Origin of the sequence: Ralstonia sp. Ralssp110, assembly GCF_047325135.1 — a bacterium.
Classification (GTDB): domain Bacteria; phylum Pseudomonadota; class Gammaproteobacteria; order Burkholderiales; family Burkholderiaceae; genus Ralstonia; species Ralstonia mojiangensis.
This window is the reverse complement of sequence record NZ_CP168609.1, coordinates 1,718,095-1,742,646: the sequence shown is the minus strand read 5'-3', so window position 1 is coordinate 1,742,646 and position 24,552 is coordinate 1,718,095. Positions and strand designations below refer to the sequence as shown.

Annotated in this window: 26 protein-coding genes; 20 read left to right on the top strand and 6 right to left on the bottom strand. The window is 66.0% G+C overall.

The genetic code is table 11. From position 1 onward, the window contains the following. Window positions 1-18: 18 nt before the first annotated feature. Genes ACEN9T_RS08360 through ACEN9T_RS08350 form a run of 3 tightly spaced genes read left to right on the top strand, consistent with a single transcriptional unit; the run spans window position 19 to window position 2,737 of the window. Window positions 19-1,809 (top strand): hypothetical protein, encoded by a 1,791-nt coding sequence (locus tag ACEN9T_RS08360; RefSeq protein ID WP_413706082.1) that lies wholly within the window; start codon window positions 19-21, stop codon window positions 1,807-1,809. After that, window positions 1,737-2,228, top strand: a complete 492-nt coding sequence (locus ACEN9T_RS08355) for an Ivy family c-type lysozyme inhibitor (RefSeq protein ID WP_092972165.1) — start codon at window positions 1,737-1,739, stop codon at window positions 2,226-2,228. The genes ACEN9T_RS08360 and ACEN9T_RS08355 overlap by 73 nt, the downstream gene beginning before the upstream one ends. After that, window positions 2,225-2,737, top strand: a complete 513-nt coding sequence (locus ACEN9T_RS08350) for a CC0125/CC1285 family lipoprotein (RefSeq protein ID WP_413706081.1) — start codon at window positions 2,225-2,227, stop codon at window positions 2,735-2,737. Before ACEN9T_RS08355 ends, ACEN9T_RS08350 begins: the two co-directional genes overlap by 4 nt. On the opposite strand, the gene ACEN9T_RS08345 is transcribed toward ACEN9T_RS08350, so the two are convergent. Then, on the bottom strand, window positions 2,731-3,291 hold the full coding sequence (locus ACEN9T_RS08345) for a hypothetical protein (protein ID WP_092972167.1): 561 nt from the start codon (window positions 3,289-3,291) through the stop codon (window positions 2,731-2,733). The genes ACEN9T_RS08350 and ACEN9T_RS08345 overlap by 7 nt on opposite strands. 281 nt (window positions 3,292-3,572) lie before the next feature. On the opposite strand from ACEN9T_RS08345, the gene ACEN9T_RS08340 reads away from it, so the two are divergent. Genes ACEN9T_RS08340 through ACEN9T_RS08330 form a run of 3 tightly spaced genes read left to right on the top strand, consistent with a single transcriptional unit; the run spans window position 3,573 to window position 5,230 of the window. Next, window positions 3,573-4,535 (top strand): formyltetrahydrofolate deformylase, encoded by a 963-nt coding sequence (locus ACEN9T_RS08340; protein WP_413706080.1) that lies wholly within the window; start codon window positions 3,573-3,575, stop codon window positions 4,533-4,535. Next, window positions 4,532-4,807: a hypothetical protein gene (locus ACEN9T_RS08335; RefSeq protein ID WP_413706079.1), complete on the top strand. Its 276-nt coding sequence runs from the start codon at window positions 4,532-4,534 to the stop codon at window positions 4,805-4,807. Before ACEN9T_RS08340 ends, ACEN9T_RS08335 begins: the two co-directional genes overlap by 4 nt. 9 nt (window positions 4,808-4,816) lie before the next feature. Next, a complete protein-coding gene (locus ACEN9T_RS08330) occupies window positions 4,817-5,230 on the top strand; it encodes a hypothetical protein (RefSeq protein WP_413706078.1) in 414 nt (137 codons plus the stop codon). Between the two features lie 19 nt (window positions 5,231-5,249). Here the strand turns inward: ACEN9T_RS08330 and ACEN9T_RS08325 are convergent, their stop codons facing one another. Next, a complete protein-coding gene (locus ACEN9T_RS08325; protein ID WP_413706077.1) occupies window positions 5,250-6,731 on the bottom strand; it encodes a hypothetical protein in 1,482 nt (493 codons plus the stop codon). Between the two features lie 438 nt (window positions 6,732-7,169). Between ACEN9T_RS08325 and ACEN9T_RS08320 the strand changes: the two genes are divergently transcribed. Further along, window positions 7,170-8,267: a LysR family transcriptional regulator gene (locus tag ACEN9T_RS08320; RefSeq protein ID WP_413706076.1), complete on the top strand. Its 1,098-nt coding sequence runs from the start codon at window positions 7,170-7,172 to the stop codon at window positions 8,265-8,267. A gap of 9 nt (window positions 8,268-8,276) precedes the next feature. Here ACEN9T_RS08320 and ACEN9T_RS08315 read toward each other — a convergent pair whose 3' ends face one another. The 4 genes from ACEN9T_RS08315 to ACEN9T_RS08300 all read right to left on the bottom strand — a co-directional run bounded on the left by ACEN9T_RS08315 (window position 8,277) and on the right by ACEN9T_RS08300 (window position 11,858). Then, window positions 8,277-9,164: a helix-turn-helix transcriptional regulator gene (locus ACEN9T_RS08315; protein WP_175537128.1), complete on the bottom strand. Its 888-nt coding sequence runs from the start codon at window positions 9,162-9,164 to the stop codon at window positions 8,277-8,279. Window positions 9,165-9,274: 110 nt separating this feature from the next. Then, window positions 9,275-10,027, bottom strand: coding sequence for a lytic transglycosylase domain-containing protein (locus ACEN9T_RS08310; RefSeq protein ID WP_413706075.1), 753 nt, complete (start codon window positions 10,025-10,027; stop codon window positions 9,275-9,277). Window positions 10,028-10,051: 24 nt separating this feature from the next. Then, window positions 10,052-10,711 carry a type III secretion system export apparatus subunit SctR gene (gene sctR, locus ACEN9T_RS08305; protein WP_065854284.1) on the bottom strand — a complete coding sequence of 220 codons (660 nt, stop codon included), beginning with the start codon at window positions 10,709-10,711 and terminating at the stop codon, window positions 10,052-10,054. Beyond that, window positions 10,704-11,858, bottom strand: a complete 1,155-nt coding sequence (locus ACEN9T_RS08300) for a FliM/FliN family flagellar motor switch protein (protein ID WP_413706074.1) — start codon at window positions 11,856-11,858, stop codon at window positions 10,704-10,706. The genes sctR and ACEN9T_RS08300 overlap by 8 nt, the downstream gene beginning before the upstream one ends. 256 nt (window positions 11,859-12,114) lie before the next feature. Between ACEN9T_RS08300 and sctV the strand changes: the two genes are divergently transcribed. From sctV to ACEN9T_RS08235, 13 genes are all read left to right on the top strand, one after another. Continuing rightward, on the top strand, window positions 12,115-14,310 hold the full coding sequence (gene sctV / locus ACEN9T_RS08295) for a type III secretion system export apparatus subunit SctV (RefSeq protein WP_413706073.1): 2,196 nt from the start codon (window positions 12,115-12,117) through the stop codon (window positions 14,308-14,310). After that, window positions 14,310-14,588 (top strand): EscS/YscS/HrcS family type III secretion system export apparatus protein, encoded by a 279-nt coding sequence (locus ACEN9T_RS08290; protein ID WP_027679288.1) that lies wholly within the window; start codon window positions 14,310-14,312, stop codon window positions 14,586-14,588. Before sctV ends, ACEN9T_RS08290 begins: the two co-directional genes overlap by 1 nt. A gap of 38 nt (window positions 14,589-14,626) precedes the next feature. Next, complete coding sequence (gene sctC, locus ACEN9T_RS08285) at window positions 14,627-16,498, top strand: type III secretion system outer membrane ring subunit SctC (RefSeq protein WP_413706072.1); 1,872 nt, start codon at window positions 14,627-14,629, stop codon at window positions 16,496-16,498. Beyond that, the gene (locus tag ACEN9T_RS08280) at window positions 16,473-17,732 is read left to right on the top strand and encodes an FHA domain-containing protein (RefSeq protein WP_413706071.1); all 1,260 of its coding nucleotides are present in this window, start codon (window positions 16,473-16,475) and stop codon (window positions 17,730-17,732) included. The genes sctC and ACEN9T_RS08280 overlap by 26 nt, the downstream gene beginning before the upstream one ends. Window positions 17,733-17,857: 125 nt before the next feature. Beyond that, entirely contained in the window at window positions 17,858-18,082 is a 225-nt protein-coding gene (locus tag ACEN9T_RS08275) for a hypothetical protein (protein ID WP_413706070.1), read from the top strand. A gap of 91 nt (window positions 18,083-18,173) precedes the next feature. Continuing rightward, window positions 18,174-18,632, top strand: a complete 459-nt coding sequence (locus ACEN9T_RS08270; RefSeq protein WP_413706069.1) for a hypothetical protein — start codon at window positions 18,174-18,176, stop codon at window positions 18,630-18,632. Window positions 18,633-18,638: 6 nt separating this feature from the next. After that, window positions 18,639-19,457: a type III secretion system inner membrane ring lipoprotein SctJ gene (gene sctJ / locus ACEN9T_RS08265; RefSeq protein ID WP_413706068.1), complete on the top strand. Its 819-nt coding sequence runs from the start codon at window positions 18,639-18,641 to the stop codon at window positions 19,455-19,457. 8 nt (window positions 19,458-19,465) lie between these two features. Then, on the top strand, window positions 19,466-20,140 hold the full coding sequence (locus ACEN9T_RS08260) for a bcscK (RefSeq protein WP_413706067.1): 675 nt from the start codon (window positions 19,466-19,468) through the stop codon (window positions 20,138-20,140). After that, a complete protein-coding gene (sctL, locus tag ACEN9T_RS08255) occupies window positions 20,122-20,736 on the top strand; it encodes a type III secretion system stator protein SctL (protein ID WP_092972183.1) in 615 nt (204 codons plus the stop codon). Before ACEN9T_RS08260 ends, sctL begins: the two co-directional genes overlap by 19 nt. Further along, a complete protein-coding gene (gene sctN, locus ACEN9T_RS08250) occupies window positions 20,733-22,145 on the top strand; it encodes a type III secretion system ATPase SctN (protein ID WP_092972184.1) in 1,413 nt (470 codons plus the stop codon). The genes sctL and sctN overlap by 4 nt, the downstream gene beginning before the upstream one ends. Further along, window positions 22,108-22,620: a hypothetical protein gene (locus ACEN9T_RS08245; RefSeq protein WP_092972185.1), complete on the top strand. Its 513-nt coding sequence runs from the start codon at window positions 22,108-22,110 to the stop codon at window positions 22,618-22,620. Before sctN ends, ACEN9T_RS08245 begins: the two co-directional genes overlap by 38 nt. Continuing rightward, window positions 22,617-23,417 (top strand): type III secretion system export apparatus subunit SctT, encoded by an 801-nt coding sequence (gene sctT, locus ACEN9T_RS08240; protein WP_413706066.1) that lies wholly within the window; start codon window positions 22,617-22,619, stop codon window positions 23,415-23,417. Before ACEN9T_RS08245 ends, sctT begins: the two co-directional genes overlap by 4 nt. Then, complete coding sequence (locus tag ACEN9T_RS08235) at window positions 23,414-24,457, top strand: EscU/YscU/HrcU family type III secretion system export apparatus switch protein (RefSeq protein WP_092972187.1); 1,044 nt, start codon at window positions 23,414-23,416, stop codon at window positions 24,455-24,457. Before sctT ends, ACEN9T_RS08235 begins: the two co-directional genes overlap by 4 nt. The last annotated feature ends 95 nt before the right edge of the window (window positions 24,458-24,552 follow it).

The window sequence follows — 24,552 nt, the reverse complement described above, 5'->3', positions numbered from 1 at the left end:
GTGCGACGCTGAGGCCGCGTGCTGTGCAGCCTGCAGCGTGGCCTGTGCATCATTCGCGTAAGCCTGTGTCGCGTCCTGCGCCACCTCGTTGCCCAGCGCCCGCTTGAAATCGGCCAATGCCCCGCTCGTCGCGCGCTGCAGGTCGGCCAGCGATGCCGCGTAGCCGGAGAGTTCCGGCGTCTTGGCTGGCAAGACGACATCCTTGCCCGCCGCCGCGGCCTGCTGCTGCGCCTGAGCGTCGGCCACCTCGGTATTCGCCTGGGTCAGTTGGTGTTGTGCCTGGTTGAATGCCGCGTTGTTGGAAGGTGCCTCGGCGCGACGCAGGCTGGCGGGCAGGTTGCGATTGCTGTCCAGCACGGCTTGCGCAGAATCCACGCAGGCCTGCGCAGCTTGCTGATGCTTCTGCGCCAATGCGACATAGGCGTCGGCAGCGCTGGCGCTGACATCCGCGGCGGCGCTCTGGTCCGCTCCCAGCAGATAAAGCGCCATGGTGGAGTGACGCGTGGCAGGCGCCTCCGCCAGCACCGCCTGCATGGCTTGATGGCAGGTGTCGCTCAACTGTTGACGCAACTCCGGTGTGGCCGCTGCCACGCATGCCCGACCGAACGCATCGACCAGGCCCGCAGCTGCGGTGCCATCGGGCGCGTTATCGGCAACGCACCGCATGCCGTTGATCATGGCGCGCTGCAGGCGCGTCAACGCAGCGTTGGCGCGCGTCAGCTTGCTGTCTTGCTCGTCGACGGGTGCCCCATTGCCTTCGGCGGCGCGGTAATCGGCAACGGCCTGATTGCAATCCTGTGTGCTGGCGGCAACGTCGGCTTGGGAAAACGCCAGCGTGAGCGTGGCTGCCGGAAAGGCCGCACCCAGGTCGCGCATCGCCAGCGGCAGCGCGTTGGCCACCGCGCCACCATGCTCTGCGGTACCGGCCATGAGCGCGGCCACCGCCAGGTCCAGATCGGTATCCGGCTGTTGCATCGCCTGCTCTGCGCGCAGCACATTGACGGCTTCCGTCGGCGTGGCGCCCGCCTGCATCTGCGCACGCATGCGATCGACCAGCGCTGCATCGGGTGCATGCAGCCGCGTGAGGTCGGGCTTACCGGTTGCCGACTGAACAGGACGCTTCAGCAACTGGCCCGCCTGATCGACCACTTTCGCGTCCAGCACATGCGCGTCGGCAACCTGCCTGGTGGCACGATCGATGAGATCGGTGGGTTGCTTCGTCTTCGTATTTGCGCGGGCGGATTGCTGTGCCTGCTGAGCCGCTTGCGCCGCAATGGCAGCCATCGCCATCTGTTCAGCCGTTGCCAGCGGATTGCTCGCCTGCGTGGCATGCACGGCGTCTTGCAGGCTACTGCCTTGGGCCATTCGGCCTTGCACCTGGGCAGTCAGGGAAGCGGGAGGAGGAGGCGCCGGTTCTGGCGCACGCGGCACGACAAGGCCGTCGGGGCGATAGGGAAACATGGGGACACAAGGCAACGAAAATGGCCACGGCGCGAGACGCATCCCTGGCCCGAAGCATTGTCACAAGCACGGGCACGCAGCTCGCCTACAGCCCTCCGTAAGTTCGGCGTGCGCCGCGCATGCCAGCCCAGAAAACCAGTTGGACGATCCCACTCTTTCGCTGCATGGCGTGCGGCACACGCCTTACGAATCCATGTAGTGCCAACCGGGTGTTCCGACAGCTACGCTAGGCCGTCCTGTCTGACTGCCCGCGCGCTGTGCGATGGGCTACGCCTATGCGCCGCATCGTCGAATTCCTCATCCTGGCCATCGCCATCGTGGCCATTGCACTGGCGGTGCCGACGCTGATCCACGCAAGCGAGTACGGCATCTTCCTGGAGTTGACGCACAAGCCCGGTTTCCAACCCGCGTGGGACGCCATGCTGCGTGGCGAGCCTGCCCTGCCCGCCTGGCTGCGCGGTGGTCAGGGAACGAGCAGCGAGTACACCGCGCGCGCAACTGACGGCCAGACCTACATCACGGGTGACATGTGCAAACCGCATGACTGCCCAGCGCAGCAGCTCTTCGGTGCCTTCCGCATGGATACGTCAGAACACGCCAACGCCGCCTGGGCGGTTCTGGTGGAGGTTCATTACCCGCATCCGATAGACCGGCCGGCCTCCACCTATGCAAAGCTGCGCTGGCTCGGCCATCCGGACGAGCACATCAAGGCATTGCTGATGAAGAACGTTCGCCGCGCCAACCCCGACTGGGACCACGCATCATGATCCGCTGGCCAATTGCTTCGCTCGCTTCTCTCAGCTCAGTCGCGCGATACCTCGTCGTTGCCGCGCCGCTGTGCCTGGCTGCCTGTCAGACGCCGTACCAGCCTGACCTTGGCTACGGCGGCTTCTCTGAACAGCAGATTGGTCCGCGCACGTGGGAAGTGCGCTTCCGCGGCAACGATACAACGACCACGTCGACGGTCTACAACGGCCTGGTGCTGCGTTGCGCCCAGATTGCGGCGGCGCACGGCTACCGCTATTTCATGCTTGAAGGCAATGCCGATGCCAGCGAGTTCCACCCGTTCTACACGCCCGACAAGGTTTATGTTGGGCGGCACGGCCGCGTGGTGGGCTACGAGCCAGGGCAAGACCTGAGCACGGTGGCACCGGGCCAGATCTATCGCATCACGCTTACCAACACGCTCACGAAGCGCAAGCCGATGGGGGATGCACGCGCCATCCTGGCAGCGCATCCCGAATTGGCCGCCGGCCCGGCACGCATCGACTACTGACGACCTGACAACGCTGCGGTGCTCTCATCGGCCTTTTTGCGCGGCCACATCCGGTACACCCAGTTCGACATGAAATAGCACAGCAGGCCGCCAATGAACACGCCCATGGGCGTCGTGCGGCCCAGCCAGAACAAGCCGATCGTCACTGCCGCGAGCATGAACGTGCTGATGGCCGTCACGACCGCCGGCAGCACGGTGGTGATTTCGACATCGGCCTCGCCGGTAGCCTCAACGCCCTGCCCTTGAACGATCAGCCTGTCCCGCGCCAACGCAGGGTCGTATCCGCTGATCACGACATGCCCGCGCCGCGCATCCAGCCGTGCCGCACGCACCCGTGCGCCGAGCATCGTCAGCGCCATTGACAGCGTCATGGTCAGCACCGCCCACCCCATGCCGACAACCGCCATCAGCGGAGTGGATGCGCGTACCTGCGTGCGCAGGATATGCAGTGCAATCGCCCAGCAGATGACGACCCCCACCAGAAAGGCACCGCCAACCACGATCAATGCGATGTACGCCTTCCGGCGCGGCTTGCTCGAATCGTCACGTTGCATGACGGGCTCCTGCACAGTCAGAAAAGAGATCCGCCGATTCTGGCAGCGGCCCGCCCGCACGGTGCCTCCGAGAAATCGTGTCCGCCAGGGCCGAAGCGGCACGCTACGACAATCGCAGCGTAATCCGTCGCCACATGCGCAAGCTTGCGCAAGGCCGTAGTGCCTTCGATTGAACCCGCTCGCTACTCTCGCCTTAAGCGCCATTACATGCGCGATTGCGTAAAAACAGAACGCCCCATTCGCATGCCATGCGAAGCGCGGCGAGAGAGGAAACCCACGGCATGACATCGACCCATCTTGGCCTGGAAGCGGAACACACGCTGCATTCCCACATGCGCGTGCCCGGCACGCGCGCAATCGTGACCGCGCTGCATACGCTGCCGACTGCACATACGCGGCACATCTACGGCTTTGTGCGGGACCACCTGGACGCCGACGCCCGCATCGAGCACTTCAGCGCCCGCGGCATGACGATCGTGCGTGCCGAATGCCATACACCGTCTGAGGCAATGCGCCTGCACCCCGACGTGCTGGCACAGGACTATCGGCTCTATCAACGGTGGGCAACCGCTTCGGCACCGAGCAACGATGTCACCTGGCACAGCGCCGCGGGCCGGCGCATGAGCGTAGCCATCCTGGTCTCACGCACGGAGCACTGCCTGCAGGCGCTGCTGCAAGCGCACGCGGCACTCGCGCTGCCTTGCGACATCGCGTTCGTTGCCGGCAACCACGCTGAACGGGCCACCCTGTGCAGGCAGCATGGCGTGCCCTTCATTCACGTCGACCATCGGCACGGTCAGGAAGCGGCAGAGGCCGAGCTGGACGCCTTGCTCCAGCTTCACCATGTCGACCTGATCGTGCTCGCACGCTACATGCGCGTGCTCACGCCGGGCTTCGTCGCACGACACGCCGGCCGCATCATCAACATCCACCACTCGCTGCTGCCAGCCTTTTCTGGCGCGGACCCGTACCGCCGGGCCTACGCCAGGGGCGTGCGCTACATCGGCGCGACGGCGCACTACGTGACGGCCGACCTGGACGAAGGGCCGATCATCGAGCAAGCCATGTCGCGCATTGCCTCGGACGACGGCCCCGACGCGCTGATCGCCCAGGGCGCAGCGCTTGAGTGCCAAGCGCTGGTCAACGCCACGCGCTGGCATCTGGAGCACCGCGTGGTCACCGTCGGCGCGGCCACCGTGGTGATACCCCCAACAACGATCGCCAATACGGAGGCTGTGTCATGAGCGCACGCCATCTTCCGCCGTCCACGCCCGGGCGTGTGGCGGCACGCATTGTCATTGCGGGTGCGGCCGTGGCGTTCACGGTCTGGATGTTTGCGAGCGGCCCCGTGCACATGGCGGGCGCAAGTGCCGGCGTTGCGCATGACGCGCCCCGCGAGCCGGCAGCATCAACGCACGCCGCGGCCGCAGTCTCCCGCTATTTCGGCGACGAATACGCCGACGCCGAAGCACGTCTGCAGTCGCAGCCGCAAAGCCCGCAGCCATCGACATTCTGAAGGCGTGCCATGGCTTGCGTCCCCGCCCTTGCCCCGTTCGATGCGGATTTCGGCGCCGCACCGCCGGCGCTCTTCGTGCGCTACGCGCGGCTGTACCTGCGGCTGGTCCGGCTGTTGTCGCACGCTGCAGCGGCGGTCGACGAGCCCGTGGTCATCATTGCGCTGAGCATGATCCAGCGCCGTGCGCGGGCCCGCATTGGCGCCTGCCCTGACTACGCACGCCTGCTGACCCGCCTGGTGCTCGTCTTCGGCGATGTGCTCCAACGTGCCGATGCACTGCCGGGGCTCCCCGCAGGGGATGCGCCGCCCTTGCCGCAGGCCTGGCTGTATGCGTGGGCCGTCGCGCCCATCACCGTCTGCCCGCAAACATGCTGCGCTTCATTCGCGTGCGAACTGACGGAGCATGCGGCGGCGCTGGCTTGACGCAACCAGCCGCCCATCGTCAAGGGCACACCGCTGCGGCCGCCCCGGCCCGGTACGCCACCCACATGGCATCGGCAAACCGGCTGCTGTAATAACCGTCGTTGCGGCTGGTGCCGTGCAGCGCCGGGTAACGGCCTGTTCCATCGGAAGGGTCGGTATCCAGCGCGCCATTGCCGTGCGGTGCGTAGGGGTCAGGCTGCGTCCACGCCCCGAAGTTGACCCAGCGATCGGCATAGGCGATCAAGTCGGGGTTGTTCCAAAGACACTGCAGGTGTGGCATCAGATGCAGGATCAATGCAGTCGCCACCAGCGGCTTGGTGGTGCAGCAGAACTGGTATTCGCCGCCCGGTGTCTGGCCGCCGTCGATACGGTCGTACGGGTCACGGCAATCGCGCGAGCCCCGCGTGGTGTTCTGGTTGAACCAGTAGTCTTCGGTTGAACACGGCGCGCCCCATAGCACCTGGTTAGCCACAGGGCTGAAATGCAGGTCGCCGTCTTCCTGGTACGTGTTGTAAGGCGCGTCGTGCACGAGGGCGGCGATGTCCGCGTCATCCAGCAGCTCCGCCGCAAACGCAAGCACCACCTTGCGCCCGATACGGTGGCCACCATTGGCGGCAAACTGCAGCCCGCCGTGCCGTGCGGCCGCAAGGTCGATGCCGTATTGCAAATAGCCGATCAACGCGGGCATCTTGGCCTGCAGACTGTCGGCAAGCATCAGGCGCAAGCCTGCGTCCGCCGTATCTTCGGCAACCTGCGCGCCATAGTCGGGCAGGTTCTGCACAGGGTGGATGTCGGCGCCCGTCCAGTCGTTCATGTGGTCGAGCTGTACGCGGGCGAAGCGGCTCGCGATGTCGTCCAGCGAGGGCGCGTAGTCCACCGGCGCCAGTTTCGGCAGCCGCTGGGTGTGAACACGTGTGAGCGGGATCAGCGGCTTGTCGGCGCCGAAGTACGGCGGTCGGAACAAGTTCGCCCCGCCCTCGGGGGGAATGGCGCCAAGCACCGTCAGCACAGCCGCGCTATCAAGAAAGGTGCGCCCCGCAGGTGAATCGACCAGCGAAGTGCTTTTCACCACCGATTCCCCACCGCGTGCGGCATACGGCAACGCGGGCACAAGCGTAGGGTCGAATCCCTCCGATCGGCTGTCAAAGCCTTGCCTGTCAACGTGCGCAGGGTTGACCTCAAAGCCGTTGCGCGTGCCGGTATAGGCGGGGCTGATGGCGGTGATGATGACCACGCCACCCGTAGCATCAGGCGCGACCCAGTGGTCACCGTTGGCAAAGGTGCCGCACGCATAGGCGTGATCGAACGTGAAGGTGATGCCGTACTGAGCTACCTCGCTGCACCTGGCAGTCGATTGCGGCGGCTGGCTTGGCGTGCCTGCCACAGGCGGCGCGTCGGTTCCCTGCTGGCCTGGCACCGCGCTATCGCCTCCACCGCCGCACGACACCAGCGCAAGCAGCACCGCTGCGCTGCTCGCAAGCCGCCCCCATCGAATGCTCATGATCCCGCTCCATCGTCTGCTAACGCGCACATGCCTGCCACTGTATGGACGATCGGGGGCGTCCCGCCCTACGGTCAACCGTAGGCAGACCGGGATATCAAGGCGCACGGGTGTCCTGGCCTGAGGCCTGCGCTGTGCACTTTCATGGCGCGGGAGACGCCCGAAGGCAGGGCTGGGACGGGAAATCCATGCCTTTTCAGCATAAGCACTGCGGTTTTGGCTATTGCACCCAAAACCTTTGCCCACGCTTTTGCGACGCCCAATGGCAGGAACCCGACAATCGTCGCAAGAAAGCGCGCACGCCCCTCAAGCCAACGCGCTATCGTTTTCGCAGGCCCTTGTGCAGCCGTGTCTTACGAAAAGCCGGACAACTGCCCAAGTCTTGAAGACATACCCTAGCGTGGCGAATGACCGCCCTGTTTCACGATGTGTACGCGCATGGATCTGCGACAGCTTCGCTATTTCGTCACGGTTGCCACGACCGAGAACATTGCCCAAGCGTCTGAACGCCTGCATATTTCGGCGTCGCCGCTAAGCCGGCAGATCATCCGGCTGGAAGAAGCGCTGGGCGTGGTGCTGTTCGAGCGCGAGCGCAAGCGCCTCAAGCTCACCGAGGCTGGGCGCAGGCTGCTCACCGAAGCGCGGGCCCTGCTCCAGCAGGCCGATACGCTGGCCCGGCGCATCGTCCAGCCCGAACCCAGCACCGCTCAGAATGACGCACACGCCGAAACCCGCACGGCGCTGACATTCGCCTATACGCAATCGTCGCTCATGCCCGGCATGCCGGCAGCACTGCAGCGCGTGGTGACGGCCCTGTCAACGAGCGCGCCCGGCATGCGTGCCGACATGTTGGTGATGGCACCGGAACGTATCGTCGCCAACGTCATGCGTGGCGTGTTGCACGCCGGCCTGATCGCGGGCTACGTCCCCCTGCACGACGGTCTGGATCAGGTATCGGTCGCCTACGAGCGCGTGACGCTGGTGGTCTCGGTCGACCATTGGCTGGCCCGCCAGAACGTGGTGGATGCCTGGCAGTTGGACAACGTGCCCGTGGCGCTGGACGCCGCCTTGCACGATGGCTTGTTCGGCGCACTGACCCACTGGTGCGGCCGACATGGCGCCACGCCGGGGCCGCTGCTGATCACGCCCGACGCCACCAGCGCGAGCGACCTTGCAGCCAGCGGCATCGCCGTCACCCTGCAGGTGGGTCAGGCACATACCGCCTTGCCGCCTGACCTGGTGCGGGTGCAACTGGCGTGGGACGCCCCGCAGATCAACACCGCACTCGTGTACCCGAAGGCGGATTGCCATCCGGTCGTGAGCGCCGTGGTGTCAGCGCTGAGCGGCGAACGGTGCAGCAGCGCGCCGGCACCACAGCCCAAGCTCCTGTCTGTGCCCGGCCTGGGTGTATTGACGGACAAGGGCACGCCCGTTACACCGGTACCTGCCCACATCGAGCTTCCGTCCACCGCTCCATGCGGAAGCACCGTGCTGGTCGACGATCACCTCGGCTTCCTGAACTCCATGCTGGCCTGACACGGCACGTTATCCGTAGCAGGCCGCCTTCACCAACTGCACGCGCGTGGTCACGCCAAAGAGTGCACGCAGGCGGCGCAGGTGGTAGTCGACGTTGTGCGTGGTGAGTTCCAGCAGTTGGGCGATCTCGCGATCGGTCATCCCCTTGATCAGGCAGTCCAGGATGCGCTGTTGCACTTGCGACAGATTCGGATCGCCGGGCAGCGGGCGGCTCGGCACCAGATCGTAAGCACTCAGATATTCATGCACTGCCATGCCGAGTGCCAACGCCTGCCCAATCACGGCGTCAGAGATCCAGCGCCGATTGCGGTTGCTGGAATGAAAACGCACCACCACCCGCGCACGCCCTTCTGAAGCCGGCCAGCAGTACGTCACGCCGCTGGAAACGCCGAACGCCTCACAGTCGAGCAGATACGCCTGCATGCGCGCGAGGCCCGGCGTGCGCTCGGTCCAGGCGGCCAGGTCATCTGCGTCCCAGACCAGCGGTGTGCCGCTGGCCAGGCACCGTTTGAGGCACGGATCGATCTCGTGATAGCGCTGCGAGAAATAGCGATGAATCCAGTCGGCCTTGCCGTACGTCGTCAGGCTGGAAAGCACCTCCACCGTGCCGGACATCATGCGCGCCACGCTGTACTCGAAGCTGTCGAAGCCGATGCTGGTCAGCACCTCCTGCACTTTCTGGCGGCGCTGATACGGCTGCATGCTGGCGGCGAGCTGCGTGGCGAGCTGCGGCGCATGCACGGCCAGCGTGTGCGGCGGCTGGCGCGTGATGATCTTCTGGTCATCGAACAGTAGAACGCCGCCCAGCGTGCGCATGTGCACGGCATCATGCAGCCCGGCGGTAGCCGCCTGGGGCGTGAAATACGAGGCTCCGGCGTTGTCGCTGGCACTCTTCATGGTCGGTTCCCGGAAAAGCCGCAATGGCTGTACGTAGTCTTATGGCTGCATATGCTGCTGTCCATTGCCGAATGGGAACGAGATCGGACGTGCCAAGTCCGATGTCCCGCTCAATGCCCGAGACAGCGCACGCAGGTGCCCCGGCCGCAATTGACCAGCATGACCTGTCGCCCCGCGGTGCAACCTGCAGACGATGTAATCGGGCGTGTGGACAACGGCGACGGCGTGGGCGATGGCATGGGCGCCGCAGCGGCCTGTACGCGCCGCGACGGCTCCGCCAGCGGGATCGGTTGCGCGCGTGCCGGGGCCACGTCGATCTGTGGCACGCTCGCTTGCGCATTGGCCACCACGCGGCTCACGTAGCCCTCTCGATACCCCACGCTGAAGCCCCCCGAGTAATAGCAGGACAGCGCGTGCCGCAAAGCTTGCTGCTCGATAGCGGTGCTGCGCGTGGCCCGTGTGAAGCATTCGCGCAGGATGCGCTGACTGGCTGCCAGATTGCGGCACGGGTCGAGCACCGTGGTGGTGGTCTCCCCCAGACGGGCGAGGTTGCGCCGGTTGATCTGTGCCAAGCCGAGGCTGAAGTCGTAGCCGCGTTGCTCGAGCATCTGAATGGTCGCCTGCGCTTCTTCCATCGATGCCGGCTGCCGTGCCAGCCGCGCGCCCACCACACCTATGGCGTACGGGTTGTAGCCAGACTCGGTGCGCACGAGCGCTGCCAACGTCATCACATCCACACGCGGCGCGCACTGCTGCGCCACCTGTGCGAACTCCGCGCTCGAAAGCGTGGGCCCCGCATGGGCCAGCCCGGCCGCAAACGCCAGCACACCGGTCAGCAAGCCGCAGAAGACACGAAACCGCATGGCCGCCTCTTCAGTGTTGAGGGTTCAGTGGTAAGAGAGCACTAGCCCATGGATCAGCACTGCCCAGCCGTCCAGCATGACGAACAGCAGCAGCTTGAAAGGCACCGAGATCGTCGTCGGCGAGATCATCTGCATGCCCAGCGCCAGCAGCACGTTGGCCACAAGCAGATCGACGATGACGAAGACGATGTAGACGACAAAGCCGATCTGGAATGCCTTGGTCAGCTCGGTGAGCGTAAAGCTCGGCACCAGCACCGTCAGATCATCGGCCTGCAGGTTCTGGGCGCGTCCGCTGGGCCAGATGTTGGTGGCGGATTTCAGGAAGAAATTGCGCTCGCGCTCCTGCGTGTGCTTCTGCAGGAAAGCCTTGATGGGCGGCACGCCGGCGTCCACGATGGCCATGACGTCGTCCACGCTGAACTGCGCGCCGGAATTGAAGTTGCGGCCCTTGAGGTTGTTGACCATGTCGCCGCCCACGGGCGCCATGATGAACAGCGTCAGGATCAGCGCAATGCCGTTGAGCACCAGGTTGGGCGGCACCTGCTGGATGCCCAGCGCATTGCGCGTGAGCCCGAAGACGATCACCAGCTTGGTGTAGCACGTCACCATGAGCGCCGCGAACGGGATCAGCCCGATCGCGACGATCATCGCGATCATCGGTACGGGATTCGGCAGGCTAGGCATGGTCGGGCGTGTCGTGCACGAAGGCGGAGACGCGCACGGCAAGCCGGTTGCCGACGGCCACCAGTTGGCCGCTGCCCACCAGGCTGCCGTTGGCGCGGATCTGCACGGTCGTGTGGTTCAGCGGCTGCTCAAGCTCGATCACCTGCCCTGGCGCCAGATTGCGCAGCACGTGCAGCGGCAGCGCCTGCTCGGCCAGCTCAAACGTGGTCAGCACTTCGATGTCATCAAAGGACGCCACCGGGGCGCCTGCTGTGGCCGCACCCGGCAAGCCCTTGGCCTGCACCGGTTTGGCGGAGTTCCTTTCGTCGGGCATGTCGCGCTCCGTGTGGCGGACGGCGTCCACCATGATTTGTTTGCCGAGGGCATGCGCGGCGATGCCCAGCGTGGGAATGCCCGGCACCGTGCCGACGCACTCCAGCGCCGCACCGCGCGAAGTCCATTTCTCGATGGCGATGATGTCGCCCTTGGCCACGCCACGCAGTTCGGAGGCACGCAGTTGTGTCTGGCCGATCATGAAACGCACGCCGATCGCGAGGCGCTCCATCCATTGCGGGGTCGGCATTGCACGGGCGGCGCGGGGTGTATCTGCGTCTGGCGCTTCTTCCAGCGCCTGTTGCCAACGCTGCCAGCCGGCAAGATCGTCCATTGCGATGGCACCGCTGCCGCGCGCCGCGCCCTCATCGGTGCAGACAGAAAAACTCACGGCGTTCTGCGCAAGCCATACCGCCGTCGGCTGCATGCTGAGCTCGGGCTGCCAGCGCACAGGTTGACGCAGCTGCGCCTCCACTGCGCGTGACACGTTGCCCAGCGTATCTGCCGCCAGCGCGCAGAAGATGGCATGCGGCACGTCCGGTTGCACACCGTCATCGGCCAGGCAGGTAGCCAGCGCTGCGTCTGCCAGCAGCCAGCCTTCGTGCTTGCCCACGGCAAAACGCAACGCGTGCCATCCCGGCAGCGGTACTGCCTGGTGGGATGCGGCATCCGCGCCAAGCGGCGTCCAGCGCAAACGCCATCGCTCTGCGCCCACCTGAACCGGCGGCAACAACACGTCGCCATGCGCCTGCACGTACGCCCACGACTGGGCCCGCGCGACGCCGCTGTCCAGGTGCAGGAGTCCTTCGGCCTGCGCGAGGTCAGTGACCGACACGGGCATCTCTCGCTTCACGTTCTTTCGCGGCTCGTTGGGGGTGGCTGGAAAACGGAGCCACTGTAGTGCCGATGCCCCCCCACGCCCGCTACTCGTTCTCGTAACCACGGCAAACGCGTCCGGCTGCCGTTACGTGAGTTCGGACGCGGCGCCGCGAAGGGCCGCTCTTACACTGGGCTCGCCCTGCAGCACGCCCTGCAACGCATGTGCAGGACAACGTTCTTCAGGGCGCCGCTGCCCCCAGATAAGGAAGGTCATGCCGAGCATCCCCACCGCGCAGGAAGCCCTCGCCAAACTGCGGTCCGACCCCGGCCATGCCGCGTTTGCCAGCGGCCTGCTGCGCTATGACCTGCTCATCGCGCTGTTCATCGGGTCGGTGGTGGCGCTGTTCGTGCTGCCGCTGCCCACGGTCGTGCTCGATGGGCTGATCTCGCTCAACCTGGCGGCGAGCGTGATCCTGCTGACGATCTCGATCTACCTGCCGTCTGCGCTGTCGTTCTCATCGTTTCCCTCGCTGCTGCTGTTTACGACGCTGTTCCGGCTCTCGCTGAACATCGCCTCGTGCAAGCTGATCCTGCTGCAGGCCAACGCCGGCCACGTGATTGACACCTTCGGCAAGCTGGTGGTGGGCGGCAACGTTGTGGTGGGCGGCGTGGTGTTTACCGTCATCGCCATCGTGCAGTTCGTGGTCATTGCCAAGGGTTCGGAACGTGTGGCGGAGGTGGGCGCGCGCTTCACGCTCGATGCCATGCCCGGCAAGCAGATGAGCATCGACGCCGACCTGCGCGCCGGCATCATCACGTCGGACCAGGCCAAGCACCGCCGCGAACTGCTCGAACAGGAATCGCAATTGCACGGCGCCATGGACGGCGCAATGAAGTTCGTCAAGGGCGATGCCATTGCCGGCATCCTCATCGCCGTCATCAATATCCTGGCCGGCATTGCGGTGGGCGCGCTCATGCATGACATGTCGGTGGCCGATGCGCTGCACCGCTATGCCGTGCTCACCGTGGGTGACGGCATGGCCTCGCAGATTCCCTCGCTGATGGTGTCGATCGCGGCGGGGGTGGTGACCACGCGGGTATCGTCGCGCGAGATGAACGACCGCCACCTCGGGCAGTTGATTGGCGCACAGATCGCCGCGCACCCTCGCGGCTTGCTGATGGGCGCCCTCGTGCTGTTTGCGTTTGTGCTGGTGCCGGGCATGCCGAAATGGGCATTCCTGTCGCTGGCCCTGCTCGCGGGCGGGAGCGCGATCCACTTCCTGCGCGAGCGCCAGGCGCCACCCATCCTCAACCTCCTATCGGTCGGCGCCGAAGGCACCGGCGCGCAGCCGGGTCGCCCGGAAGAAGTCTCTGCAGCGGCGGGCATTGCCGCGCCGGTTGCCGTGCGCCTTGCCGAGAACCTGCGCAAGGACATCAAGCTGGTGCCGCTGCAGAACGCGCTGGCACGCTCCAAGGCTGCCGTGGAAGACGACATCGGCCTGGTGTTTCCGCGCGTGCACCTGACCTACAGCGCGCAGACGCTCCCCAATCACTACCGCATCTACGTGCAGGACGTGTTTGCTTCAGAGGGCACGCTGCAGGTCGCACATCGCCTCTGGACAGAGGCCGCGCCGCCTGCCGGCGTGGACGCAGAAAGCACCGCGGCGTTCGGTCCATTCACCCACGCGTGGTGGATGACGATGCCGGCATCGCAGGCCGACGAGACCGCCAAGGCTGCGTGGGGCCAGGCGCTTGAGCCCGAGCAGGTCGTGGCGCGGCACGTGGAGGCCGTGATCCGCCGCCACGCCGCGCAGATGGTCGGCATTCAGGAAGTGCAGAACATGCTGCAGCTCGTGCGCCGCGACCGCGCTGAGTTGGTCGGCGAACTGACGCGCCTCGTGCCGCTGCAGCGCGTGACCGACGTCCTGCGCCGCCTGCTGGACGAAGGCATTCCCATCCGCAACCTGAACACGATCCTCGAAAGCCTCATCGCCCGCTCGCCGCACGAGCCCGACGACGTGACGATGCTGGTGGAACTCGTGCGCATGGATTTGCGCCGGCAGATCACCGATCACTTCTGCGGGCCCGACCGCTCGCTGAACGTCGTGCTGTTCGAGCAGAGCCTGCAGGAGCGCATTGAAGATGCGGTGGTGCGCACCAAACAGGGCAACCTGCTCGGGCTCTCGCGCGAGGTGCGCACCAACATCGCCGAGCAGGTCCAGAACGTGACCGAAGCCGCGCGCCACGCCGAGGCAACGGCCGGCCAGCCGCGCACCGCCATCATGGTGGCCATGACGTGCCGCGCCTATGTGCGCCGCCTGATCGAAGCGACCCTGCCTGACCTGCCCGTCGTCTCTCTGCAAGAGATTGAAGCCGACGTGCAGCTGCACACCGTCGGCTGGGTGCGCAACCCGCCGGAGGATCGCCCCAAGGCCGACCCTGCGGCCGCCGCCGGAGCCACCGCATGATGAACGCCGCCACCGTGATCGAGATCACGCGCCATGCGCTCACGCTGGTGCTGGTGCTGTCGCTGCCGGTAATTCTGGTGGCCGGCATCTCGGCGTTGCTGATCGCCGTGCTGCAGGCCGTCACGCAAATCCAGGACCAGAGCATCGGCCTGACGGTGCGGATGATCGCCGTGATGGTGACCGTGCTGCTCATGGCCGGATGGGCCGGCCAGGAACTGCTGCGCTACGCCGGCGGTGCATTGGAACTCGTTTTAACGGGCCGACCCGGCCTGCTTTGAGCACGCAGTCTTCCTCCACCTTTCTTGAGCACCTTTTCGTGAACCCGCACCGTCTCCTGTGCCTCGCCGCACTGCTGGCCTGCTGTACCGTCGACTTGTCCTCCTCGGCTGCCGCGGCCGAGCTGCACTGGCGCAATCGCCCTTACCAGATCGTGGCCGAGAACAAGCGGCTGACGGACTTCCTGCGCGAGCTTGCAGCGGCACAGGGCGTCACCGCCGTGGTCGACAGCAAGATCGACGCGACCATCAGCGGACGCTTCTCGGGCTCGCCCGCCAGCACGCTCAATACGGTGTGCGCCACCTACGGGCTGACGTGGTACTACGACGGCTCGTTCCTCTACATCGACCGCGCAGAAGAGGCACAGACGCAGGTCTTTCCCATCCCGAAGGGCAGCGCCGAGCAGGTCGGCCAGGTGCTGCAGTCCATGCAGATCACCGACAAACGTTTTCCGCTGCTGGTGAGCGACAAGGACAGCACGGTGTATGTGTCCGGCCCGCGCCGCTATGTCGAACTGGTCAAACAGTCGATCTCCAGCGTAGGGGACGGCGCGCATTCCGGCGAGCGTGCGGAGATTCGCGCCTTCCCGCTCAAATATGCGTGGGCGACCGACTTCCAGGTCAACCGCTCGGGCCGCTCCGTAACCGTGCCCGGCATTGCGACCATCCTGCGGCGCCTCTATGGGCAAGGCTCAAGCACGTCGAGCACCAGCGCGGCGCCGCGCCTGGGCAGTGCCACACGGCAGGTCAAGCTCGGCCAGGGCGCCATGCTGAGCATCCCGCGCATCGACACCAGCAACTACACAGAGCCGCCGGCAGATTCCGGCCCGCCGCTGCTGGCGTCGAACGGCCCCGGGCCGGACCTGCCGCGCATCGAGCCAGACCCGGGCATCAACTCGGTGGTGATCCGCGATTTGCCCGAGCGGCTGGCGCAGTATCAGAAGGTGATCTCTTCGCTGGACATCCGCCCGCGCCTGGTGGAAATCAGCCTGACCATCATCGACATCAGCGCCGATTCGCTCGACAGCCTGGGCGTGGATTGGCGCCTGCACACCACGCACGGCGACTTCCAATCGGGCAATGGGCAGAACCCGCCGCTCACCTTCAGCGTGGGCAGCACCGAGCAGGGCTCGACCGGGCCGAGCACGCCAAACGGCATTGCGCTGACCGCTTCCATTGGCGGCAGCCTTCGCAACTACCTACTGGCGCGCATCAACGCCCTGACACAGAACGGCAACGCCCAGACGCAGGCTAAACCGAAGGTGCTGGCGCTCGACAACACCGAGGCCATCCTGGAAAACCTCACGCAGTTCTACATCCCGGTCAGCGGCTTTCAGGATTCGTCGCTCTATACGGTGCAGGCCGGCACCAGCGTGAAGGTCACGCCGCTGGTGGTGGATGAAAACGGCAACAAGAGCGTGATGCTCAGTATCAGCATCGACGACGGCAACGTCACGCAAGACACCGTGCAGAACCTGCCCGTGATCCAGCAGCGCGCCATCGTCACGCAGGCCATGGTGGAGGAAGGCAAGAGCCTGCTGATTGCCGGCTTCAACGCAGACGAACAGCGCTTTACGAAGAGCGGCGTGCCCCTGCTGTCGGACATCCCCATCCTGGGCAACCTGTTCAAGTACACGACCAAGTCGGGCAAGCACATGGAGCGCTTCTATCTGCTGACGCCGCGACTGGCCACCACGCCATTCGCGGAGGCGGATGTGCCCGCCTTCCCGCAACCGATGGAAGGCCCGAATGCGCCCCGCCCGCTACCGGTGCCGAGCAGTGACGCACCACCCGCCCCACCGGCGCCGCCGGTGCCCACACCGCCGGCGGCAGACCAACCCGCCGCGCAGGCGCCGCGCCCCGTCGCCACTCTGCTGAAGACGCCGTATGCAACCGACCGCCTCGCTGCCTAAATCGCCGTGGAGCCTGCGCTTCCTGAGCGGGCCGCTGTATGGGCGGTCGATGCCGCTCAAGCGCGGGCAGAACTGGGTCGGCTCGTCGGCCGATTGCGATGTGATCCTGCCGGACCGCGCCGTGGCAGGCCGCCACCTGTGCCTGGAAGTGGGCGACATTGCCGTGGCCGTGCGCAACGTGGCAGACACGCCCGCCGGCGCGGAGGCCACGCCCGTGCAACTGGGCGGCACACCGCTGCCGCAGGGCGTGCGGCGCACGCTATCACCCAGCGATGCGGTGGACCTGGGGCCAATCCGCTTTGGTGTCGAGCGCATCGGCGGCCCCGCGGTGGCAGCACAGGAGCCGCCCGCGCCTGCGCGCGAACGCGGCGTGCGCTGGCTCATCGACATGGCGGGCGTCGGACGTTTTCTGCGCGGGCGTGGATCCCGCGCCGCGCCCGCGCTGGTGGCGCTGTGGTGTGTCCTGGCCATGATCACGCTGCTGGCAGCGGTGCTGGCCATTCGCGGTGAGTTCCGCTTTCGCAGCGGATCCACCACCGAGCGCATCGCGCAGATTCAACAGGCGCTGGGCAATCCACGTGAAATCGTAGTGGCCCCGATGAGCGATGGCACGTATCAAGCAAGTGGGTACGTCGAAACGCAGGCCGACCGCAAGACGATCGGGGAGCGTGCCGCGCGTATCCCCAAGCTAACGCTGGGCGAGATCTATGTGGTGGGCGATCTGCTCGCCACCGCGCAGCAGTTCGTGAGCGATGGGCACCTGAAAGTGGAATACGCCGGACACGGCCGCGTGATCGTGTCCGGCGAGACAAACGATTACCGGGTGCGCGACCACCTGCGCGTATTTGCGCGGGACGCGCGCCCCGCCATCGAGGTGGTGGACAACGTGCAGTACAAGGACGGCGGCCCCGTCGAGGTGGGCCAGAACGCGGACATTGCCAAGAGCAGCATCGTGGGCGTGTATGCCGATGAAGACGGCATGCGCTTTGTCACCACGCGCGACGGGCAGCATTACTTCGAGGGGTCCCGCATGCCCGACGGCGACGTGATCCGGCAGATCTCGACCACGGGCGTGACGTTCGACCACGGCGGGACGGCGTTTGTGCGGCCGATCCAGGGTGGGGGTGTGGATTTGCAGGTGGCGAGCGGCAGCGCTGCATCTACAGCCTCGGGGACTGCAGACACCCCGTCGGCCTCAGCGAGCGCGGCACCTGCGGGAGCCCAGTCACCGTGAAGACAAGCTGTGGCATGGCCAAGACCAAACCCGTTCTTACCAGGCGCGCCCTACATGGGCGGGCTGGGTGAAACCTGCCTCAATCCGAGGCGCTTCTTTCTCAACAAAACCGACAGGAGTCAACTATGAGTGGACAGAACTCATCAGGCTTAACACCCATTGGCGGCAATTCCGGCATTCCTTCTTCACCGGACGATGCGGCCGCTGCCATCAACCAATCGATGCAAAGCCAGGCGATGTTTGCCGCGCTCAATGCAAAGTCCACAGCCAACACGGGCTACTGCGAGCTGATTCAAAACACCTCGAAGCAGCAGGAGCAGCTCTTGCGGGATGGCTCGGCGCCGCGTTGACGTCCGAACCGGAGAAGGATGGCTCCGTCATCTTTCTCCCTTTCCTCCGCTTAACCGGGAACGCGCTGTCACACAGCGCAGGAGCCACGTCATGGACACCATTGCCCTATCTGCTTTGCAGGCCGCCGGCGCGTCTCTGCAGGCAACGCCCACGGCGGGCCTCGGCGCCGCCCCTGCGGCAACGCAGAGCCAGCAGGCAGCCGCACAGGAATTTCATAGCCACATGATCGGTACTGTCAACGGACCCATTCAGTCCAGTCCTTTGGTCAATGGCGCGACCCACACCACTTCAGCGCAACGGCCCGCCTGGGTGGAAGACCTCTTCCGACAGGGAAAAAGCGTGTCCTCGCGTTTCGAGAACCTCGACAAGACCATTGCAAGGGCAAACCAGACCATGGCGGAAAGCGACGATCTGCGCGAAATCTACGCCGCAAGCAATAGCGCGTCATACGCAATTGCCATGGCCCTGTCTGAAGAGCAGATGAACTTCGGACTGGCGACAGGCGCCACGAACACGCTCAAGTCGATGCTGCACAACTCGGACCAGTAATCACGCATGGAAACCGGAACCGCAATACGGCGGCGCGTCTGCAGCATCGTGCTCGCATGCGCCGCCGCCCTGCTCCTCTGCAGCTGCGACAAGGAACTCGTCTCCAACCTCGGCGAGCCGCAGGCCAACGAAGTGCTGTCCGCACTCAGCAATGCCGGCATCGGCGCGCGCAAGGAAGCCGTGGACGAGCGCGGCTGGCAAGTGCTGGTCGATGACTCCGACATGGGGCCGGCGCTTGACGTGCTGCGCGCGCAAGGTCTGCCGCGCGAGCCGCTCGCGCGCCTAGGCGAGATCTTCCGCAAGCAGGGCCTGGTCGCGACCCCGGCGGAAGAGCGCGTGCGCTATCTCTACGGCATGTCGGAAGAGCTGTCGCGCACGTTGCAGGCCATGGACGGCGTGGTCACCGCGCGCGTGCACGTGGTGATTCCCGAGAACGATCCGCTGTCCGACAAGGTGCGGCCATCCTCTGCCGCGGTCTACATCAAGTACCGCGAGGGCGTGAACCTGCGCGCCATGACACCCATGGTTAAAGACCTCGTCGCGCACAGCATCGAGGGGCTGAATTACGACAACGTCTCGCTCGTGCTGCAGGGCACCGATCTGGGTGCCAACGAACGCCGCGCCCGCGCGGCCACGTCGCCGTACCTGCTGATCAATGCACGCAATCCGCTGGTCTGGCTGGTGGGTGTGCTGATTGTGCTGGGCGTGCTGGCGGTACTCGCCACGGCATTGCGCCGCGGCTGGGAGCCTCGCTGGCCCGGATCACGTGGCCTGGGTGGGCGACGTGCAGGGCAGTTTGCCAATGACGGCGACCAGGCCGGCTGAGCACGGCGATGACGGCCTCCGGCATGCTCACGCCCGACAGCGCCCGCCTGGCACGTCTGCTGTGCGCATGGAATCTGCACTTTGACCGCGTGCTGCACCCGAGCTGGCTGCCCGCGGAATGGCCGGCGCGCTTTCGCAACTGGGATCGCTTTGGCCCGCAAGGCCGGCGCGTGCTGATGCAGGAATTGCGCCGACACGAGCCCGCCCTGGATGGCTTCATCGAGTGCGTCGACTCGCGCGAGGCGCGGCTGTGCCTGCTGCCGCGTCAGGCGCTGGCGCAACTGTCCACCGCCTGCGGCATCGTCCTGCACCGGGCGTGGATTGAAGACACGGCGGGCAAGCGCCTCACGCGCGTGCTTCACCTGGCGCTGGGCAGGCCGCTGATGGAATCGGCCCTGCAGCATGCGGCCGCCTTCGATGCGGTGGCGGAAAGCCTGTCGGCCTATGCCAACGCGCCGCGCCAGGTCATCGATGTCTTGCAGGAGCGTGGAGCCCGCCTGCTGATCGACCTGACGATGCGCGCGGCACCCGAGCACGGCCAGCGCCTGGCACTGACGTTCGCGCGCGCAGCGTTCGAGCGCGCGCCTTACACGCTGAACGCGCAACAGTGGCAGCAAGTGGCCGACCTCGTTTTCCTTTGCTTCATTCCTGAACAGCTACCGGCATGGGACTGGCTTTTCTGATCAGCAGCGAACATCTGCAAATCCTCAGCGAGCGCAAGGTGCTCAAAGAGCGCGAGTACACCGCGCTGGTCGACGCCGAAGCGCTGCTAGGCGCTGCACAGGCCGACCGCAAGCGCCACGAGGCCGAAGCCAAGCGGCAGTACGCCGAACAGCGTCAGCTCGGCTACGACGATGGCTTCCAGGCTGGGCGTACCGAGGCCGCGCAATCCACCTACGCCACGGTGCTGCAGGCCGCCGCCATGCTGCAGGCTACGCGCGGCAAGATGGCAGAACTGGTGGTGCGCGCCGTCTCCGAGATCGTGGCCGACGCCGACCCACGCGCCATCATGCTGAGCGCCGCCAAGCGCATCGCGCAGTATCTGCAGGACGAGACGTATCTGCACATCCGCGTGCACCCGGGGCGCGTGCACATGATGCAAGAGATCCTTGCGGCGCTGCCGGGCGACCACCTGGAGCGGCGCACCATCCGCGTGACGGGCGATCCGGCCCTGCGCTACGGCGACTGCTCCGTGCAGACACCCTCGGGCACCATCGATGCGGGCGTCGACAGCCAGCTCGCCGCGCTGCGTAAAGCGCTGACGGGAGACGGCCGATGACCTCGCCTGACTCGCAGGGCGCGTTGCCGGACTGGAGCCGCGCATTGGGTGGAGTATTTGATGCGCAAGCGCTGGAGGCCGAACTCTCGCAGGCGCTTGATCGCTTTGCGCCGATCCAGACGCAAGGCCGCGTCACACGTGCCGTTGGGCTGCTGCTCAGCGCCTCCGGCCTGCAAGCGCGGCTGGGCGAAATTTGCGAGCTGCGCACGCCCGGCACGCCAGACACGCTGGCCGAGGTGGTGGGCTTTTCGCGCTCGGGCACCTTGCTCACACCGCTTGGCGAAACCAGCGGCCTCTCGGCTGCCACGGCCGTCATTCCCACGGGGCGCGATCACAGTTTCCCGGTCGGCCCGGCGCTGCTCGGCCGCGTGCTCGACGGCTTCGGCCAGCCGCTGGACAGCGCTGGGCCCGTAGCAGCAGTCACACGGGCCAGCGCGTACGGCGCGCCACCTAACCCGCTCGACCGTCAACTGGTCGACAGGCCGCTTGCCACTGGCGTACGCGCCATCGATGCACTGCTTACCGTGGGCGTGGGCCAGCGCGTGGGCATTCTGGCGCCTGCCGGTGTGGGCAAGAGCACGCTGCTCGGCATGATCGCGCGCGGCGCCAGTGCCGATGTGAACGTGGTCGCCCTGATTGGCGAACGCGGACGCGAGGTGCGCGAGTTCATCGAGCACCATCTGCCCAAACAGGCGCGCGCGCGCACGGTGCTGGTGGTGTCCACCTCCGACCGCCCCGCCATGGAGCGCGTCAAGTCTGCATTTGTCGCCACCGCCATCGCCGAGTATTTCCGCGACCAGGGGCAAAGCGTGCTGCTGCTCATGGATTCGCTCACGCGTTTTGCCCGTGCGCAACGCGAGGTCGGCCTTGCCAGCGGCGAGCCACCCGCACGGCGCAGCTTTCCGCCTTCCACCTTTGCCATGCTGCCGCGCCTGCTGGAACGTGCTGGCCCCGGCGCCAAAGGCTCCATCACCGCGTTCTACACGGTGCTGGTGGAGGGCGAGGAAGAGTCCGATCCGATTGCCGAAGAAGTGCGCTCCATCGTCGACGGTCACATCGTGCTCACGCGCAAGCTGGCCACCGAGGGGCAATATCCGCCAATCGACCTGCTGACAAGCATCAGCCGCGTCATGCCCAACGTGGCCGACGCCGAGCACATGGATACCGCCAGCCAGCTCAGACGATGGCTCGCCCGCTATCAGGAGATCGAACTGCTGTTGCAGATTGGCGAATACAAGCCGGGCAGCGATCCGGATGTCGACCGCGCCGTTGCCGCCCGCGACGCCCTGCGCAAGTTCTTTGCCCAGCGCACCGACGAGCGCGTTGGCTTTGACGACGTGCTGGCCCAAGCCCGCCAATTGGTAGAACGCTATGGACACGACACTGGCCATCCTGCGCCGCGTGCGTGACATCCGCCGCCGCAAGGCACTGGCGCGCACGCTGCAGGCAGCCCACGTCGTGCGCGATGCGGAGGCGACCGTCAATGCGTCGCTGCAATCCATCCGCACACAGACCGACTTCCGCCACCAGCGCGCCAGGCTGCTCGATGCGGCACCGCAAGACCAAGCCTTGTCTGTGGACATGCTGGCGATTGCGCATTACGAGCAGGCCAGGCTCCGGCACATCGTGGCCAACGTGCAGACGACGCTACAAGAGCAACGCCAATCGCTGCAAAGCGGCCAGACGAAGTTGCAGGAAGCACGCACCGCCTTCGGCCGCGCGGAAGCCGCACGCAGCCGCATCCAGCACCTGGCCGAGCGCGCCAGCGCCCGGAGCGCCGCCCGCGCCGAACTGCGCGCTGAAGACCAGCTCGACGACCACAACGCCCTGGCCTACGCACGCGCACTCAGCCTTGCCGATGCCGAGGAGCCGCCCGCAACATGACTCCGTCCTTTAGTGGCTGGATGGAAACGGGGCACAGCGTCACGCTGGTGCTGCCGCGCCTGTTGCCGATGTTCTTCGTCTTGCCCGTGTTTGGCGAGCGCATGCTCACGGGCCTGGTGCGCAACGGCCTGATTGCCGTGGTGGCGATGTTCATTTCGCCGCTGGTGCCGCTGAGCGTGCTGGGCGAGCAGACGCCGGTCATCTGGATGCTGCTGTTGATCAAGGAAGCAGCGCTGGGGCTGCTGCTCGCCATGGGCGCCTCGGCCATGCTGTGGGCCGTGCAGAACGTTGGTTACCTGATCGACTTCCAGACCGGCACGGGCAACGCCACGTTCTTCGATCCGCTGTCGGGGCAGGAGAGCGGCCCGACCGCCAGCTTCCTGGGCTTTCTCGCCATCACGCTGTTCCTGACAGGCGGCGGCCTGCACGTCGTGCTCGGTGCGCTGTTCGAGTCTTACCGCGTGTGGCCCGTGCAGGCGCTGCTGCCCGATGTGCATGTGGCGCTGGATCAGTTCGCCATCCGAGAAGCCGATTCCATTATGACGTGGACGGTCAAGCTGGCCGCGCCCATCGTGCTGCTGTTGCTCGTGGTGGAGATTGGCCTGAGCGCGATCAGCCGGTCGGTGCCGCAGTTGAACATCTTCATGTTTTCGCAGCCCATCAAGAGCGGTCTGGCGATGCTGATGATGGTGCTGTTCCTGCAGTTCCTGTATGACGCCCTGCGTCAGTTCATCGACACCGACAGCGGCATGCGCGGCCTGTTGCAGCTGCTCGGCTTTCCGGCTGCCGGACCATGAGCGACAAGCCGCACCAGCCCACACGCAAGCGCCTGGAAGACCGCCGCAAACGCGGCGAAGTGGTGCGCAGTCAGGAGGTGGTGTCCGCGCTCGTCTTTACATGCATGGTGGGCGCGCTGTCGCTTACGCCCGCGCTGTGGATGGACAGCATCCGCGCAGGCCTTGCGGCCCTGGGCCGCGTGCTGGCAGCGCCCGAGCCGGGCAAGCTCATCGGCCCGCTCGTGACTGACATGGTGCTGCATGCGGCAGGGCTGGCCATCGGCATCATTGCGTTGAGCGGCGTAATCGCAGCCTTCACGGCATTCGCACAAGTTGGCGCGCTAATGAGTCTGGCAAAAGTGTCACCCGATCTCTCTCGGCTCAACCCGGCCAATGGCCTGACACGCATGTTTTCGATGCGCAATCTGGCGGGGCTCGGGCTGATGGTGCTGAAAGTGCTCTGCCTGCTCGGCATCCTGTTTGTCGTGGGCGCGGGTGCCATCGATGCGTTGCTCTCGGCCGGACGGCAGTCGCCTGCGCAGATCCTGCACGTGGGAGCGCACGTGGTGCTCGTGCTGCTGTCTTGCGTGGCCATCATGCTGCTGGTGCTGGCCGCTGCCGATTACATGGTGGTGCGCGCGCAATACCTGAAGGAAGCGCGCATGACGACCGAAGAAATCCGCCGCGAGTACCGCGAGAACGAAGGCGACCCGCACCTGCGTGCCCGGCGGCGCCAGCTTGCCCGCGAGGCGCAGTGGAGCGCCCTGCCCGACCGCATCCAGCTGGCCGTGGTGGTCGTGTACTCGCCGCAATACGCCGTAGCGCTGTGGTACGGCGGCCAGGGCACGCTGCCCGTGGTGGTGGCACGCGGAGAAGGCGAGATGGCAGAGCGCATCCGCAAGCTGGCCGAAGCGCGGCTCATTCAGACGCACGGCAACCCGGGGCTCGCAAGCAAGCTCTACGAGCACGTTCAGCTCGACGCCGCCATTGACCGAACGCTCTTCCGCGAAGTTGCCGAGACACTGCGCTGGGCTACCGGTGCGAGCCAGACCGGCGGCTGATCCGCGCACCGTCTATCCCTTCACGCTGCACATCGGACCGCAGCGGTCCGTTCTGTGTCCCAAGCGGACGTGGACGGCACATGGGCGGCCAAGTT

Bases quoted from the DNA above. Each gene is read 5' to 3' on its own strand.
- ACEN9T_RS08355 (WP_092972165.1), top strand. From the start codon at position 1,737: ATGCGCCGCATCGTCGAATTCCTCATCCTGGCCATCGCCATCGTGGCC.
- ACEN9T_RS08350 (WP_413706081.1), top strand. From the start codon at position 2,225: ATGATCCGCTGGCCAATTGCTTCGCTCGCTTCTCTCAGCTCAGTCGCG.
- ACEN9T_RS08345 (WP_092972167.1), bottom strand. From the start codon at position 3,291: ATGCAACGTGACGATTCGAGCAAGCCGCGCCGGAAGGCGTACATCGCA.
- ACEN9T_RS08340 (WP_413706080.1), top strand. From the start codon at position 3,573: ATGACATCGACCCATCTTGGCCTGGAAGCGGAACACACGCTGCATTCC.
- ACEN9T_RS08335 (WP_413706079.1), top strand. From the start codon at position 4,532: ATGAGCGCACGCCATCTTCCGCCGTCCACGCCCGGGCGTGTGGCGGCA.
- ACEN9T_RS08330 (WP_413706078.1), top strand. From the start codon at position 4,817: ATGGCTTGCGTCCCCGCCCTTGCCCCGTTCGATGCGGATTTCGGCGCC.
- ACEN9T_RS08325 (WP_413706077.1), bottom strand. From the start codon at position 6,731: ATGAGCATTCGATGGGGGCGGCTTGCGAGCAGCGCAGCGGTGCTGCTT.
- ACEN9T_RS08320 (WP_413706076.1), top strand. From the start codon at position 7,170: ATGGATCTGCGACAGCTTCGCTATTTCGTCACGGTTGCCACGACCGAG.
- ACEN9T_RS08315 (WP_175537128.1), bottom strand. From the start codon at position 9,164: ATGAAGAGTGCCAGCGACAACGCCGGAGCCTCGTATTTCACGCCCCAG.
- ACEN9T_RS08310 (WP_413706075.1), bottom strand. From the start codon at position 10,027: ATGCGGTTTCGTGTCTTCTGCGGCTTGCTGACCGGTGTGCTGGCGTTT.
- sctR (WP_065854284.1), bottom strand. From the start codon at position 10,711: ATGCCTAGCCTGCCGAATCCCGTACCGATGATCGCGATGATCGTCGCG.
- sctV (WP_413706073.1), top strand. From the start codon at position 12,115: ATGCCGAGCATCCCCACCGCGCAGGAAGCCCTCGCCAAACTGCGGTCC.
- ACEN9T_RS08290 (WP_027679288.1), top strand. From the start codon at position 14,310: ATGAACGCCGCCACCGTGATCGAGATCACGCGCCATGCGCTCACGCTG.
- ACEN9T_RS08280 (WP_413706071.1), top strand. From the start codon at position 16,473: ATGCAACCGACCGCCTCGCTGCCTAAATCGCCGTGGAGCCTGCGCTTC.
- ACEN9T_RS08275 (WP_413706070.1), top strand. From the start codon at position 17,858: ATGAGTGGACAGAACTCATCAGGCTTAACACCCATTGGCGGCAATTCC.
- ACEN9T_RS08270 (WP_413706069.1), top strand. From the start codon at position 18,174: ATGGACACCATTGCCCTATCTGCTTTGCAGGCCGCCGGCGCGTCTCTG.
- sctJ (WP_413706068.1), top strand. From the start codon at position 18,639: ATGGAAACCGGAACCGCAATACGGCGGCGCGTCTGCAGCATCGTGCTC.
- ACEN9T_RS08260 (WP_413706067.1), top strand. From the start codon at position 19,466: ATGACGGCCTCCGGCATGCTCACGCCCGACAGCGCCCGCCTGGCACGT.
- sctL (WP_092972183.1), top strand. From the start codon at position 20,122: ATGGGACTGGCTTTTCTGATCAGCAGCGAACATCTGCAAATCCTCAGC.
- sctN (WP_092972184.1), top strand. From the start codon at position 20,733: ATGACCTCGCCTGACTCGCAGGGCGCGTTGCCGGACTGGAGCCGCGCA.
- ACEN9T_RS08245 (WP_092972185.1), top strand. From the start codon at position 22,108: ATGGACACGACACTGGCCATCCTGCGCCGCGTGCGTGACATCCGCCGC.
- sctT (WP_413706066.1), top strand. From the start codon at position 22,617: ATGACTCCGTCCTTTAGTGGCTGGATGGAAACGGGGCACAGCGTCACG.
- ACEN9T_RS08235 (WP_092972187.1), top strand. From the start codon at position 23,414: ATGAGCGACAAGCCGCACCAGCCCACACGCAAGCGCCTGGAAGACCGC.